Below are 15,541 nucleotides of genomic sequence, written 5' to 3' on the forward strand. Positions count from 1 at the left end.
TACCCAATTATTCTTAAGGAGTCATGCATATGAGCGAACTCAAAAGCAGTACACGCATCACTTTAACAGGGGTCCTATTTCTTCTGCCGGCTTTCTGTTTTGTACTCTTTGCTATCTTCATACCTACGGTCTGGAATATGATTTTATCTCTTCAGAAATGGAACGGGTTTAAGCAGAAAAGCTGGGTAGGCATAGATAATTACAGGCAGTTAATACAAGACGATAAATTCTGGAAGTCCTTATACAATTCTACCTATATTGCAGTCGGCTCAACACTGCTCGGTGTAGCTGTGGGTCTATTGCTCGCCATCTTGCTATTTAAGGTGGGGAAATGGGAAGGAGCCGTTTTCAGGCTTGTGTTCTTCATGCCGGTAATGCTGCCCCTTGCTCTGATAGGACTGCTGTTCACATTCGTCTACAATCCGGAGATGGGGCTGCTGAATCAATTCCTAGTATTAATTGGTGCAGGTAGTTTGAAGCACGCTTGGCTTTCAAATCCCGCAACGGTCCTGATATGCATTACGATCGTAGGCGCCTGGCGCGTTTTCGGGCTGACAATGATGCTTTGCTTCGCAGCCATTCAGTCGATTCCCGCTTCCTTGTTCGAAGCAAGTAAGATAGATGGTGCAAGCTTCATTAGACAGGTAGTTAGCATCATCCTTCCAATTATCAAGCCAATTATTCAGCTGTGTTGTGTGTTTACCTTGGCGATATCCTTTAAGACATACGATCTCGTCTGGGTTATGACCAAGGGAGGACCTGGAGTTTTATCCCAGACCGTTCCAATCAACATGCTCAAAACAGCATTTACGTACAATGAGTTTGGGTATTCTGCGGCGATGGGCTTTATCCTGACTGTGGTTGTCATGATCATTACGGTGATCACTCGTAAAGTGCTCGGAGGTGAGAGCCATGAATATTAAAGGTGATTTGAGGCTAGCTCTCAGCAGCCGAGTGATTTTGTTCCTTGCTTTCTTCCTGACGGCGTATCCGATTATCTTCGTCATGATTACAGCCGTAAAGTCGACGAAAGAGTTTTATACGAACGTCTGGTCTTTACCACGTCATTATGCTTGGTCCAACTTTTACGATGCATGGGTTACGGCTCATATCGGACAATACTTCCTGACCAGCTTCATAGTCGTATTTATTTCCGTGTTATTGATCGTTATTTTAGGAGCATTAGCCGGATACGCGTTAGCTAGACTGAATATTCCATACGCAGAAGTGATCACTTTCTTATTCATGTCAACGTTGATGCTACCCTCTGAATCGGTCATCATGCCATTGTACCTGATGATGAGCAAACTCGGTTGGATAGGCGGTTATGAGACTCTTATCATTCCTTACATCGGATGGGGTCTCCCCATAACGATTTATATTTTGAAAAACTTCTTTACCACCATCCCTAAGGAGCTGCTGGAGTCCGCCCGAATGGATGGCAGTGGTGAGACAAGAACATTTGTTCAAATTATCGTACCGTTGATGCTCCCAGCCATTGCAACCGTGTCGATCTTTAATCTCGTAAGCTTCTGGGGAGAATTGATCTGGGCAAACACAACATTGTCCGTATCATCGACAATTCGGACGCTGCCGATGGGAGTATTGGCCTTTCAATCCCAATTTGCAACAGATTGGGGGCCGCTATCCGCTTCGATGTGTATTGTTCTAATCCCGCTTATCGTATTTTTCATGTTCGTGCAGAAATACTTTATTCAAGGGATTACAGGTGGATCGGTTAAAGGATAAGCTACTGAAATATTGTCGAGCCGCAGGATGATCCTTGCGGTTTTTTTAGATTTTAATTATGGGTTAAAAAGATAATTATAGGAAGAGGGCAGAAGCGGCCGTAATCTTATCTAGATTGCTCGTAATAAGCAAATTGTTAAATCCTTAGGTGTTTGGAAGTTAACATTTGAAAATGGGATGATTTTGGGCGAGAGATGTCCAGGATCATCTTGTTTTTTTATGATCTGTTTCTTTTCTTGCTAGTTATTATGTTACGATAATAATAAGTCAAATCCTATTATTTATAGTTACCCTTCATCGAACTAAATGGAGTAAAAGGAGCGACAACAAATGAAAGATCTAAGAATTGAACAACTAGCTAAAAATCTTATTCAATATTCTGTTAAGCTGCAACGAGGGGAAAAAATATTAATTGAAGTGGATGGTTTAGAGATTCCATTGGCCAAAGAATTGATTAAGCAAGCCTATGTTGTCGGTGGGCTCCCTTTTCTATTAATAAATAACCATGAATTATTGAGAGAGTTACTAATTGGATGTACAGAGGAACAAATCATAGCGATGGCATCCTACGATTTAAATAGAGTAAACGACATGCAAGCCTATATTCTCATTAGAGCTGGCGAAAACATGAGTGAGTTAAGTAGTGTTTCACCTGAGAAAATGGGACTATATAGAAAGCACTATTTTCAAAAGATCAACGGTAGACGTTATAACCACACGAAATGGTGTATTGTTCGTTATCCCAACCATGCTATGGCTCAGCAAGCGAACATGTCTATTGATGATTTTGAAGATTTATATTTTAATGTATGTAATTTAGATTATTACAAAATGGATAAAGCGATGGACAATCTAGTCATGCTTATGGATAAAACAGATCAAGTAAGGATTACGGGACCAGAGACGGACTTGGAATTTTCGATTAAAGATATGCCTTCATTTAAAGATGCTGGTATTATGAATCTTCCCGATGGAGAAGTGTATACAATGCCTGTAAAAGATTCGGTCAACGGAGTAATATCGTATAATACGTCGTCACTCAAATAGGGATTTACTTACGACAATATTCGTTTTGAAGTCAAGGAAGGTAAAATCATTCATGCTACGGCAAATGACACAGACAGAATTAATAAATTACTGGATACGGATCAAGGGTCACGATATTTTGGTGAATTTGGGATTGGTCTTAATCCTTACATTGAAAATCCAATGAAAGATACTTTGTTCGATGAGAAGATAGTCGGCAGTTTCCACTTTACACCCGGTTGTGTTCCTGCTAGTTCTCCTGGAAATGAAAATTGGTCCGAGCTGCACTGGGACATCGTCAATATCCAAAGACCTGAATATGGTGGAGGAGAAATATGGTTTGATGATGTGCTAATCCGTAAAGATGGGCTATTTGTTCCTGAGGTTTTAAATGGATTAAATCCAGAAAATTTAAAATAATAAAAAATTTTTAGAAAGGTGTTGATTCGCTATGCGTTTTCTCATGTTGACATTAACTCTCTTTATTGCTGGATGTCAGATGGACAATGTCAAACAGATAAGCAATGAAAAGCAGCAATCAACTCAGACGGTGAATAATGATATGGACAAGCTGAACCAAGCACTGTTAACTGCTACTGAGCAAGGAGATAAGAATCTTATAACAAAGCTTTTAGTGGACGGAGTGGACATTAATGCTGTTGATAAAAAAGGTAGAACGTCTGCTATGATCGCCGTGCACACGAATCAACTGGAATTATTCAAATTTTTGCTTGAGAAAGGGGCTGACATAAATATTCGTGATGAACGTCTGGATAATCCACTTCTTTATGCAGGAGCAGAAGGTATGCTTGATTTTGTAAAGGTGGCTATTGCCGCTGGAGCAGATACTTCAATTGTGAATAGATATGGTGGTACTGCACTCATTCCTGCTGCAGACCGAGGTCACGTTGCTATTGTAGAAGAACTTCTTAACACGTCCGATGTCCATGTTGATCATGTCAATAATCTCGGTTGGACAGCTCTACTCGAAGCTATCATACTTGGTGATGGTGGTAAGGAACATCAAGCTATTGTACAGCTGTTAATTAATCATGGTGCTGATATTAATCTTGCAGATTCTGATGGAGTTAGTCCCTTACAACATGCGAAAAATAAGGGTTATAAAGAAATGATAGAAATGTTAATGAATAAGGATGCTAAGTAGCAAAAAAATTCTGTGAGAAAAGGAAGGACGGATGACATGTTTAATGCTTCATATTGGTTGACGAACATAAGATTAGAGGAAGGCTATAAGATGGAAGAAGGGCAGGTTGCTGGCACTCAAACGAAGGTTTGTCAGATTCGAATCGAAGACGGTTCTATCGCTGAGATTAGTGAGACGGTATCGGAGCAACACAGTAACCTTTTAAAATACGATTGTAAAGAGCTGCTAATGCTGCCATCTTTTGAAGAGGCACATATCCATTTGGATAAAACATATTTTAATGGACCGTGGAAAGCGGTGAAGCGTATATCCAGTATTTTCGAACGGATTGAAGAAGAGAAGATATTACTGCCCAAAATATTACCTATGGCAAAGCAACAAGCCGAAAGTATCTTGACACTTATACAAGGCTTCGGTTCAACACATGTCCGCAGCCATTGTAATATCGAGCCTGTCAGTGGACTGCACCGTTTAGAAGCAACTTTGCAAGCTTTGAACACGTTCTCTGGCAAAACTTCCTATGAAATTGTAGCTTTCCCGCAGCATGGACTGCTTCGTTCAGATTCCGTCCAACTTATGAAGCAATCTTTATCAGAGGGTGCCACGCATGTAGGTGGAGTTGATCCATTTACGGTGGATGGAGATATAGAGAAGTCATTACAGACGATGGTAGAACTAGCGGTTATGAATAATTCTGGAATCGATCTTCACTTACATGAAGGTGGTGAAGCAGGGAAGCAAACTTTAACGAGGTTAGCTGATCTGACAGAAGAAGCTGGACTGCAGGGGAAAGTGACAGTTAGTCATTGTTTCTGGTTTGCAAGTGCGCAGCCACAAGATTCGGAAGAGCTGGCTGAACGGATGGCATCACTCGGCATGTCGATTGCATCTACTGTTCCGATTGGAAGAACAATGATGCCGCTGCCGATGCTCCATAATAAGGGCGTAAAAGTAAAGCTTGCAACGGATAGCCTAACTGATCACTGGTCACCTTTTGGAAATGGAGATCAATTAGAGAAGGTGGGACGGTTTGCAGAATTATATGGATATAATGACGAAAAATCATTATCTCAGTCTCTGGGATTTATTACAAGCGGGGTAACACCGCTCAACCAAGAAGGCGAGCAGGTGTGGCCTAGGGTAGGAGATAAAGCGAGCTTTGTATTGGTTCATGCAAGCTGCTCTGCGGAAGCGGTAGCACGAAGGTCTGAGCGTCAAGCGGTATGTAATGAAGGACGCCTCGTGAGTGGTTCGATTTAATAGGTTCAGATGTTTATTATAAAAATGGGGAAATTTGATTGAAATATGGTAAACTTATCTCAAAAATGATAGGGAGAGAATAGGATGTCTGATCATGACGAGCTGGCTGAACAAAGACGCAAAAATTTAAAACTCATTCAATTTAGTAAAGATGATCAAACTCTAGTTGAGTCAGATAAGCCTAAGGAAACTTTTGCTGACGTAGGCGGTCTGGAGGACGTGAAGAAGAAAATCAGGATGAATTTCATACTGCCTCTGAAGCAACCGGAGTTATTCGCTGCATACGGCAAAGCAGCTGGTGGAAGTCTTTTGTTGTTCGGACCACCGGGTTGCGGCAAAACGTTTTTGGCACGAGCAGTAGCTGGAGAGATCGAAGCGAATTTCTTACATATCGAGCTCCAAGCCATTCTTTCCATGTATGCAGGTCAAAGTGAACATAACCTGCATGATATTTTCCAGAAGGCAAGGGAGAGTAAGCCATGCGTTATCTTCATCGATGAGCTGGATGCAATGGGAGGAAGCCGTCATCAGATGCGTCAGCATCACGATCGTATGCTTGTTAATCAGCTGCTGCTGGAGCTGGACGGCTTGCAAGCAGAGAACGATAACGTGTTTGTAATTGGCGCGACGAATACTCCTTGGTATCTAGATTCTGCGTTGCGGCGTCCAGGTAGGTTCAATCATCTTGTGTTTGTACCGCCACCAGAGGAAGCTGAACGCGAGATGATTCTTCAACTTAAAATCTCGGGTAAGCCGACGGATTCTATTAATCTAGCAAAGATTGCAGCGGAGACGAAGTTGTTTTCGGGTGCCGATCTAGAGCAAGTAGTGAGTGATGCTGTAGAATTAGCCATGGAGCGCACCTTCGAAACAGGGGAGATTCAACCGATCACGCATGATGATTTGAAGAAGGTGGCGAAGTCCCGGAAGGCAACAACACTGGATTGGTTCTCGACGGCGAAAAATTATGCTACTTTTAGTGATGTAAACCGAGATTACCAAATTGTTCTAGACTATCTAAAAAAGCACGGAATCAAGTAACAGGTCGGAGAACAGGAGGTCTGTAGCTGTGGAAAAGAACTCCAGTCAGGCGGCCTATGCAGCAGTGTATCAGCTCATCGAATGGAAACGTTATAAGGAAGCTCTTGTCGAAGCAGAACAAGTAATGCGACAGGAGCCGGAAGATCCAAGCATATATGCTCTTATTTCACATATTTATTTCTTAATGGATGAATACGAGAAGGCGTTGCATTGGACGGAAGAGACGCTTAAGCGAGAGCCAGAGCAGGAGTTAGCCTGGTATGTACGTGTCGGTGTCTACTACGAGACAGGGAAAGATAAGGAATTTAATGAAGCACTGCAAGAAGCCATGAGAATTGATCCTTATGAGGCCGTTTACTACTACTTTAAAGCAAATAAGTTAAATAAGCAGGGGAAATTCGTTGAGTCGAAGGAGCAACTGCTGTATGCTTTAGAGCTCAAACCGGAAACTCCGCTTTATTTGGCTATGCTGAGTTACACAGAGGCGTTGCTAGGAAACTTTGCGAATTCAGCTAGATTAGACCGGCAGGCGATTCAATATGACGCCGAAATGCCATATGTCCTCTTATATTTGGCATGGGCTGCAGGTCTTCGTGGGGATTACAAGCTTAAAGAGACGTACATGAAGAATGCTGTTCGGATAAATCCAGATGATAAACAGTTTCAAGATGAATACTTAGAGACGCTTCAGCAAAGTGAAAAGATGTTTCGTGTATTTTTATGGCCTACCAAAATATTACGCAAACTGAAACCGTGGCAAATCTTAGTCTCATGGATCGTCGCATGGGCATTATTCAAACCACTCATTATCCTTTTCCTTGTGCTTTATGTGCTAGCACATTGGGTAACGAAGTGGATTGTACATGTGCGAGTGTTCGGATGGCGGCGAAGAGGTTCGTAGGATCTGAAGAAGCAAAAGAGGAGACTAAGAAATGAATAATAAATTTAATCACACGCAATACCTGGTTAGGAAAAAAGTCCTCACTCTAGTAGGAGCAAAGTTTCATATTTACGACAACAGCGAACAATTGATTCTGTTCTCGCAGATGAAAGCTTTCAAGCTGAAAGAGGACATAAGGTTGTACGGCGATGAAACGATGAATGAAGAGTTGATTACTATTAAGGCGCGAAGTGTTATCGATTTCTCAGCGACCTATGATGTGGTCGATACCGTGACCGGAGAACGGATTGGTTCATTGCGCCGCAATGGAATGAAATCGATTCTTAAGGATGAGTGGGTTATTCTAAACCCAAAAGAAGCAGAGATCGGGCTCATCAAGGAAGACAGCCGTCTGATGGCGCTGCTTAGAAGGTTTCTTACCAACTTAATTCCTCAAAAATTCAATGTGGTAATAAATTCTAAGCAGATAGCCATCTTCGATTCGAATTTCAACCCTTTCGTCAGCAAGCTGAATGTGGATTTTTCACTGGATACTGCCAATCAGTTGGACCGAAGATTAGGTCTTGCAGCCGCTGTGCTGCTGCTTTCGATTGATGGGAAACAGGGATAGATTGAATGAGGGTAAAGACACTGACTCGTCAGTGTCTTTTTTCTTACAGAGTGATCAATAGCTTATATTAATACCTCATATCAATACCTCATATCAATACCTCATCAGAAAATGGGCCTATATAAATAAGTTCATCATCTACAGCCTTATACATTTCTAACCTTTCAGTACCGTCATCATTTTGAAAATATACGAGATTTCACCATCGAGCAAATCATAAATTCTTATTGACTAGCAAAAACTCAAGAAATTGAAGAAAGAATGAGCTAATTGCACAATCTAGATATGTTTGAAGCTAATACCTCGACAGTAAAGGAGTAGCTACAGAGGAAAACAGGTGCTATAAATTAGAGCCCTCTGGTTTGATTATGATGGGGATTGTTACGGTGAAGGTTGTGCCTTGCTGAGGTATGCTCTCTATGGTGATCGCTCCGCCATGATTATGTACTATATTATGTGTGATCATAAAACCGAGACCTGTTCCCGTTTCTTTTGTCGTATAAAAAGGTTTACCAAGCGCTTTTATTTGATCCTCCGTCATTCCGCAGCCCTCATCCTTCACGCTAATCTGAGCTTCACTTTCTTTTGAGAGGGCATGAATATGAATGATGCCGCCGCTGCTCATTGCTTCAATCGCATTTTTAAGCAAATTAATAAACACCTGCTTCAACTGATTAGCCTCACCTTTAATCCAAATAGATTGTTCGGAATAGACTGGAAGGATCTCGATATTTTTTAGAGCTGCTTGTCCGTTCATTAATATGATCACTTGATCTAGGAGTGGTAAAAAATCCATTGGTTTACTGATATGCGCAGCTTGGGGCTTGGATAAAATCAGCAACTCGTTGACGATGAATTCAATGCGTTTCAATTCTGACTCGATAATGGAAAAATAATTATCATTTTTGTGCTCGGATGAGCGAAGCAACTTCATAAAGCCGTTAATGGCCGTAAGTGGATTCCGGATTTCATGGGCAATTCCAGCAGCTAGTTGACCTGCAGTAGATAATTTTTCGGATTGCATAAGCCGTTCATCTTCGAGCATTTGCTCAGATATATCTTTGAATATTCCAACGACCGCAGCCTCACCATTGTATGAAATCGGTAATGAAAACCCGTCCACGTATTTCTGCTGGCCATTTAAACAGTTGATCAGATAGCAGACGGAGCTAATTGCTTTATTGCTGTAAAACTTCGTTCTTCGATCGGCGAGGACTTCATAGCTAGTAGTATCTACAAAACTGTTAGTAGACATTCCCAGCACTTCCTCAAGGCTCGATGCATGAATTAATCGTAAGCCCGCAGGATTCACATACTGAATAATTCCAAACTTAGTAATAAGTACGGTTAAAGGCAATTCCTCTAGCAGCTGTTGGAAAGAGTCCTCTTTTTTAACCAAATTGAATTCGGTATGTTGTAACCGATTCTCCATTTGCCTCATCACGGTCTTATTTTCGAATTGTGTAAAATAATATAGGGGTGCACCAGTGGCTTCCCGAATGATAGAAATAGTTATATCTAGTAATAAATAACTTCCGGATGGGTGGGAGTATTGAAGTTCGAAACGATGCTTAACGATGTCCTTGGAGTGTAAGCAATTTTCAACCAGGACAAATTTATGGACTTCTTCAAAAAAGGTACGAAATTGTTGAGAGGTTGAATTTAATTCGCTCTGATCATACCCCAAGAGATTACATAATGCTGCATTCAATTTCAGGAGGGTTCCGTCGCACGAAACAAGTGCCATACCAATTACAGCTTGTATAAAGGCAAAGTCATAACTTTGGACTTCATTTGTTAGCACTACAAGTCTCCTCTCTAAGTCATTTCAATGATGGGGTTTATTCATATTATAATCGCTAATGAGAAATCATCAATGATTTTTCAGGCAATTTATGTGAATTATTAAAATTTGTGGTATATTGCAAACACTTATAATCGGTGTTTTAGATATATGGCATGGACGTTTTATCTGAATATTTCAAGTTGTAATGAAACGACGGCGAGGATGATGGTTCCAACAATAGTGAGAATTCCGCCTATTTTGCAGCTCAAAAAATAGAAATCACTAGGTTCAGGATCCTGAGTCCAAATCCAGCGAAGCGAGATAAGAAAGAGAAACCTTTGAAATTTCTCATATCGATACCCACACCATCCATAAATCATAAGAGCGAATGATAAGCAGAATTCGAAGAGATTACCTTGCTTAAAATGATACATAGGATAGGCAGCTGTAACTAATGAACTAGGAGAGTATTAGAACATTCAAACTGACAATAGCTGCTCACCTGTTTATCGGAATAATGTAAATACGTTTGTTAGATCGGAGAAGAACGGGGGGCTACTTATGACTAAGCTGCTACTAACCTCTAACGGTTTTTATACAGAGGATATTAAGAAGAATTTTTTAACACTAATTGATAAGGAATTCAGCCAGTTGAACGTTGCGATCATTACAACAGCATCCCTGCAAAAAGAGAATAATAGGTACGCACAAAAGGCAAAGTGAGGAAGGGAGATTTGCGTACAAACCTCCATTGTTCTTACATAAAAATTAACGATTAAATATCATTTCAGCAATTTTTCTATATCCTTTTGCGTTTGGGTGAACCAAATCTTTAGACCAAATCGTGTTGTCACTAGCCATAGGGTGATTCCAAAAATCAATATGATCTAAATTGTACGCACTGCTAAGAGATAGAATAACCTCATTTGCTTGTAATAACTGTTCTTTTAATGCTTGTTTTTTTTCCTGTGGTAAAGGTAATCTAGTAGTAAAGTCAGGAAGATTTCCTAATATGATGGCAGCACCTGACTTGCTTAACGTATCAACTATTTGTTTCATTTCGCTCTTATATTCATCGAGATTCCAACGGCCTTTTAAAATATCATTTGCTCCTGCAATCAGAGTAACCAAGTCAGGTTGCAAAGCTAAAGCTTCTTCAAGTTGCTGTTCGCGAATCTCTTTTGATATCAACCCACGTTTAGCTAGATTGGTGTATTTTAAAGCGGGCTCGTGCAGCTCAGCAAAGTGTTCAACCCAGCTTTTTAAAGGGACTCCCTCAACCTCGTCACCTATTCCTTCGGTAAAGCTATCACCTATAGCTACATAGTGGTTGTACATATCAGACACTCCTTATTTTAARATAATCTATTAGAATAGTATAAGACAGGTTCGGATAAGAAACCTTCCCCAACATGTTAATACATGACGTCTACGTTCTGCTTAGAAAAGGTCAGCCATGCACTCCGCAATCTGAAAAACCCTTTAAACTCCATAATATGGTGGTTTATTTGGTGTGTACTTTAAGAGTATAACAAAATTCAATCGTATCAAAAAGCTTGACTTGACAATCAATTAGCTATTTTTATCCTATTTGACAATAGGGAAGTTCGATGTTGTGGTTCTTATGCGCGGACAGCATGGTAGATTGATAGCCAAGGACAATAAAGTAGCTGATCGTCGATAAGATTCTCAATATGTCCTATAGTATCCTGTTTATTAATAGTGTGATTTTATTCACATATTAATATGTTCTAAGATGCTACACTTATTTTGCAAGCAAGGCAAAGAAGGAGGCATTCTAACATGCAAGAACAAAAAAAAGAGAAACTAATAGTGATTGGTAATGGTATGGCTGGGATAAGTACAGTTGAGCAAATTCTGAAACTAAGTGATTCGTTTAATATTACGGTATTCGGTAGTGAACCACATCCTAACTATAATCGTATTATGCTTTCTTATGTTCTGGAAGGTAGCAAGACGGTCGATGATATTGTCTTGAACGACTGGAACTGGTATAAAGACAATCGAATTACGCTGCATACGACAACGACGGTGACACATATTGATGCGGAAAGTAAGCAAGTGACTACGGACAATGGAATGACGGAATCTTACGATAAGATCATTATTGCTACAGGATCTAACCCGTTTATTCTACCGATTCCTGGTAGCGACAAAGAAGGCGTAGTAGGTTTTAGAGATATTAGCGACTGTAACCAAATGATAGATGCTGCTAAGAAATATAATAAGGCTGCGGTCATTGGTGGTGGACTGTTAGGGTTAGAAGCTGCCAAAGGACTCGTGAATTTGGGCATGGATGTAACGGTGGTCCATTTGATGGAAGATATTATGGAACGTCAACTGGATCACAGTGCTTCGTCAATGTTACAAGCGGAATTGGAACGTCAAGGCATTAAATTCGCTATGGGAAAACAAACCTCTGAACTTATTGGGGGGGATAGGGTAAGTGGATTACGTTTCAGCGACGGTAGTGTATTAGAAGCGGAGCTTGTTGTGATGGCGGTGGGTATTAAACCAAACATAGCGCTCGCCATGGCTAGTGGTATGGAAGTAGGAAGAGGTATTGTTGTAGATGATTATATGCGTACTTCATTTGAAGGTGTATATTCTGTCGGTGAGTGTACGCAACATCGGGGAGTATGTTACGGGCTCGTAGCCCCGTTATTTGAACAAGGACATGTGTTAGCTAAGCATATTTGCGGAGTAGAAACATTACCCTATGAAGGTTCTATTGTAGCAACAAAGCTTAAAATTTCTGGTATCGACGTATTCTCAGCAGGTGAGTTTGTTGAGGGACCGGAGCACACCGTGATTGCTGCAAAAGATGAGTGGAAAAGAACCTATAAGAAAGTTCTTCTTCATGACAATATCATTGTCGGAGCTGTCTTATTCGGAGATGTAACTGAGTCTTCTAATCTGCAAAAGTTGATTAAGCAACATTCCGAAATGACAGATGATGTTTATAATACAATCATGGGTACAGGATGCTGCGGTGGTGGAGCTAAGAAAAAATCCTCTGTAGAAACAATGTCTGATGATGAGATTGTTTGTGGATGTAATGGTGTAACTAAGAAAACAATTATCGATGTTATTACGGATCAGGGTTTAACGACGGTAGATGAAATTAAAGCTTGTACAGGCGCAACCCGTTCGTGTGGAGGATGTAAACCAGTTGTTGAGCAAATACTGCAGTATGTTCTTGGGGATGGCTTCAAGATTTCTTCGAAACAAGGGATTTGTGGTTGTACTTCACTCGATAGGGATGAAGTAGTAGCAGAGATTACGGCGAAAGGTTTAACAACGACACGTGAAGTTATGAATGTACTTGGGTGGAGTAACGCGGAAGGCTGCTCTAAATGCCGTCCAGCAATCAACTACTACTTGGGTATGATTTATCCAGAGAGTTATGAAGACGAGAAAGAATCACGGTTTGTTAACGAACGAATGAACGCGAATATTCAAAAAGACGGGACATACACTGTTGTTCCACGGATGTATGGTGGCGTTACGACACCGAAAGATCTCAAGATAATCGCTGATGTTTCCTTAAAATATGATGTCAAGGTCATTAAAGTGACAGGTGGACAAAGGCTGGCTCTGATCGGAGTCAAGAAGGAAGACTTACCTAAGGTATGGGAAGAACTTGATATRCCTTCAGGTTATGCTTATGCTAAATCGCTGCGTACGGTCAAAACATGTGTAGGTTCCCAATTCTGTCGATTCGGTACACAAGATTCCATGTCTATGGGAGAACTTTTAGAACGTAAATTTGAGCGTCTCGATTTACCTGCCAAATTTAAATATGCTGTGAATGGTTGTCCGAGGAACTGTGCGGAAGCATGTACTAAGGATATCGGTATCGTCGGAAATGATGGAGGCTGGGAAATCTTTATTGGAGGTAATGGAGGGATTAAGTCTCGTATTGCTGATAGCTTCTGTAAGGTTAAAAGTGATGAAGAATTGATTGAGATTTGTGGAGCAATTATGCAGTATTATCGTGAAACCGGCAAATATTTGGAGAGAACTTCGGAATGGGTAGAACGGATAGGCCTTGAACAGATTCAGTCTGCGATATTGGATAATCTAGATAACCGTAAAGAACTCGTTAATCGAATCGAAATTGCGCTACAACAGGTGGAAGATCCATGGAGAAAGATGCTTAATGATGACAAAACTCGTACAGCTCTTTATGAAAATAATAAATCTGCAATTTTAGTGGAATAACCCATTAGTGTGTTGAATGGAAAGGGGAGAGATCAAATGGAAATGACAACTAATTATTATTCTATTGGTTCAATTGAGGAGTGTTTAGTACAAGTGGGTCGAGTTGTGATCATTGAAGGTCAGGAGATTGCTTTATTTCGTACTTCGGATGGGACTGTATACGCTTTGGCAAACAAGTCGCCACACCCTAAGGGAGGACCTTTGGCAGAAGCGATCGTATCTGGACATTATATCTACGATCCCTTATATGACTGGAAGATTGATCTAACGAGTGGAGCAGTGCAAGCACCTGATACAGGGCAAGTCACGACATATCCTGTTATTGTGAAGAACGAAGATATTCAAATTGGCATTTATGCATAACAATTCATCACATGAAAAAATAAATAACGAGAGGCATTTAGGAGGTAGTCCGCTTGTATACACAAAGTGTAGAGACCATGGTAGAGACGGCGGTTAAGAAAAAAGAAAAGATGAACGAAAGTGTATTTCGCTATACAATTGCTGCTGTATTAGCGGGTGCCTTTGTGGGAATTGGGATTATCCTAATTTTCACATTAGGTGCCCCATTAGCCGCAATGAAGTCACCTTATCAATCCCTCGTTATGGGGGGATCCTTTGGAATCGCACTCACGTTAGTCATATTTGCAGGTTCAGAGCTATTTACTGGTAATAATATGTTTTTTACGATGAGTACATTAGCAGGTAAAACAACCGTGAAGGATACACTTAAGAACTGGAGTATCGTATTTTTAGGTAATTTACTAGGTGCTTTGGTGCTTTGCTTATTGGTTCTAGGTGCGGGGCTGTTCAAGGATATACCTGCTGAACACCTTATCTTTACGGCAGTAGCTAAAAAGATGCAACTACCCGTAATGGAACTGTTTTTTCGAGGGATTCTTTGTAACTGGTTAGTATGTCTAGCTATTTGGATGTCCATTCGGGCCAAGGAGGATGTCGCTAAATTAATCCTCATTTGGTGGTGTCTATTTGCCTTTATTGCGAGTGGTTATGAGCATAGTGTGGCTAATATGACGCTATTAAGTATTGCTACCTTATTACCGAATCACCCAGAAACAATATCTATTGCTGGATGGTTGCATAATATGATCCCTGTTACTATTGGCAATATTGTTGGCGGAGGTCTGTTCGTTGGTATGGCATACTGGGTTATTTCCCCAGTTCGAAAAAATAAGAAATAAAACATAATTGTTGGAATTTAAAGAGTTTGTTAAGCGGCGATCACTTCTCGGTATTCTACCGGAGAGAGGTCGCCTAATTTTTTCTGGAATCGCTTTTTGTAACCTCGAAAGTCCTCAAACTTTTCCCCCAGCCTGAAACTTTCGTACCCAGTTAACAATCCAAAAATAAGCCCGATCATAATGAACTTGCCGAACAAAGACGCAAAAATTTAAAACACATTCATTTTTAGTAAAGTTCGATGGCGAAAATTTATGCTACTCTTCGTGATGTGAATAGAGACTATCAAGTCGTAATGGACTATGTAAAGAAGCACGGAATCAAGTAACTGGATTGGAAACGGGAGGTCTATGGCTGTGGAAAAACATTCTATTCAAGCAGCCTATGCAGCAGTACATCAGCTGATTGAATGGAAACGTTATTAGGAAGCTTTAGTCGAAGCAGAAAAATTACTGCGACAGGAACCAGAGGATCCGGACATCTAAGCACTATGAGACAGAGAATGAAAAAGGGTTCAACGAAGCATTGCAGGAAGCTATGATCCATATGAAGCCAATT

General features: G+C 40.6%; 14 protein-coding genes and 1 pseudogene. 12 read left to right on the forward strand and 3 right to left on the reverse strand.

All coding sequences use genetic code 11. The features are described 5' to 3' along the window. The first annotated feature begins 29 nt into the window (after positions 1-29). The 8 genes and pseudogenes from AC1DWN_RS03710 (at position 30) to AC1DWN_RS03745 (ending at position 7,752) form a co-directional block, all read left to right on the forward strand. Complete coding sequence (locus tag AC1DWN_RS03710; RefSeq protein ID WP_477557593.1) at positions 30-923, forward strand: carbohydrate ABC transporter permease; 894 nt, start codon at positions 30-32, stop codon at positions 921-923. Beyond that, a complete protein-coding gene (locus AC1DWN_RS03715; protein WP_477557594.1) occupies positions 913-1,749 on the forward strand; it encodes a carbohydrate ABC transporter permease in 837 nt (278 codons plus the stop codon). The genes AC1DWN_RS03710 and AC1DWN_RS03715 overlap by 11 nt, the downstream gene beginning before the upstream one ends. Before the next feature lie 330 nt (positions 1,750-2,079). After that, positions 2,080-3,195: pseudogene (locus AC1DWN_RS03720) on the forward strand (aminopeptidase). 79 nt (positions 3,196-3,274) lie between these two features. Continuing rightward, entirely contained in the window at positions 3,275-3,940 is a 666-nt protein-coding gene (locus AC1DWN_RS03725; protein WP_477557629.1) for an ankyrin repeat domain-containing protein, read from the forward strand. Positions 3,941-3,976: 36 nt separating this feature from the next. Continuing rightward, positions 3,977-5,200, forward strand: coding sequence for an amidohydrolase (locus tag AC1DWN_RS03730; protein ID WP_477557595.1), 1,224 nt, complete (start codon positions 3,977-3,979; stop codon positions 5,198-5,200). A gap of 84 nt (positions 5,201-5,284) precedes the next feature. After that, positions 5,285-6,241, forward strand: a complete 957-nt coding sequence (locus AC1DWN_RS03735) for an ATP-binding protein (protein ID WP_477557596.1) — start codon at positions 5,285-5,287, stop codon at positions 6,239-6,241. A gap of 28 nt (positions 6,242-6,269) precedes the next feature. Further along, positions 6,270-7,142, forward strand: coding sequence for a tetratricopeptide repeat protein (locus AC1DWN_RS03740; RefSeq protein ID WP_477557597.1), 873 nt, complete (start codon positions 6,270-6,272; stop codon positions 7,140-7,142). Positions 7,143-7,173: 31 nt separating this feature from the next. Continuing rightward, a complete protein-coding gene (locus AC1DWN_RS03745) occupies positions 7,174-7,752 on the forward strand; it encodes an LURP-one-related family protein (protein WP_477557598.1) in 579 nt (192 codons plus the stop codon). A 340-nt stretch (positions 7,753-8,092) separates the two neighbouring features. On the opposite strand, the gene AC1DWN_RS03750 is transcribed toward AC1DWN_RS03745, so the two are convergent. Both AC1DWN_RS03750 and AC1DWN_RS03755 read right to left on the reverse strand, forming a co-directional pair. After that, complete coding sequence (locus AC1DWN_RS03750) at positions 8,093-9,556, reverse strand: ATP-binding protein (RefSeq protein WP_477557599.1); 1,464 nt, start codon at positions 9,554-9,556, stop codon at positions 8,093-8,095. 164 nt (positions 9,557-9,720) lie between these two features. Continuing rightward, positions 9,721-9,972 carry a DUF6199 family natural product biosynthesis protein gene (locus AC1DWN_RS03755; protein WP_477557600.1) on the reverse strand — a complete coding sequence of 84 codons (252 nt, stop codon included), beginning with the start codon at positions 9,970-9,972 and terminating at the stop codon, positions 9,721-9,723. Between the two features lie 127 nt (positions 9,973-10,099). On the opposite strand from AC1DWN_RS03755, the gene AC1DWN_RS03760 reads away from it, so the two are divergent. After that, a complete protein-coding gene (locus tag AC1DWN_RS03760; RefSeq protein ID WP_477557601.1) occupies positions 10,100-10,261 on the forward strand; it encodes a hypothetical protein in 162 nt (53 codons plus the stop codon). Positions 10,262-10,306: 45 nt separating this feature from the next. Here the strand turns inward: AC1DWN_RS03760 and AC1DWN_RS03765 are convergent, their stop codons facing one another. Continuing rightward, the gene (locus AC1DWN_RS03765) at positions 10,307-10,876 is read right to left on the reverse strand and encodes an SGNH/GDSL hydrolase family protein (protein WP_477557602.1); all 570 of its coding nucleotides are present in this window, start codon (positions 10,874-10,876) and stop codon (positions 10,307-10,309) included. A gap of 465 nt (positions 10,877-11,341) precedes the next feature. Here AC1DWN_RS03765 and nirB point away from each other — a divergent pair, with 465 nt between their 5' ends. Genes nirB through AC1DWN_RS03780 form a run of 3 tightly spaced genes read left to right on the forward strand, consistent with a single transcriptional unit; the run spans position 11,342 to position 14,985 of the window. Continuing rightward, on the forward strand, positions 11,342-13,783 hold the full coding sequence (nirB, locus tag AC1DWN_RS03770) for a nitrite reductase large subunit NirB (protein WP_477557603.1): 2,442 nt from the start codon (positions 11,342-11,344) through the stop codon (positions 13,781-13,783). A gap of 36 nt (positions 13,784-13,819) precedes the next feature. Beyond that, positions 13,820-14,146: a nitrite reductase (NAD(P)H) small subunit gene (locus tag AC1DWN_RS03775; RefSeq protein WP_477557604.1), complete on the forward strand. Its 327-nt coding sequence runs from the start codon at positions 13,820-13,822 to the stop codon at positions 14,144-14,146. Positions 14,147-14,199: 53 nt separating this feature from the next. Next, a complete protein-coding gene (locus AC1DWN_RS03780) occupies positions 14,200-14,985 on the forward strand; it encodes a formate/nitrite transporter family protein (RefSeq protein ID WP_477557605.1) in 786 nt (261 codons plus the stop codon). Positions 14,986-15,541 lie beyond the last annotated feature (556 nt).

The organism is Paenibacillus sp. P4_A7 (genome assembly GCF_056402455.1).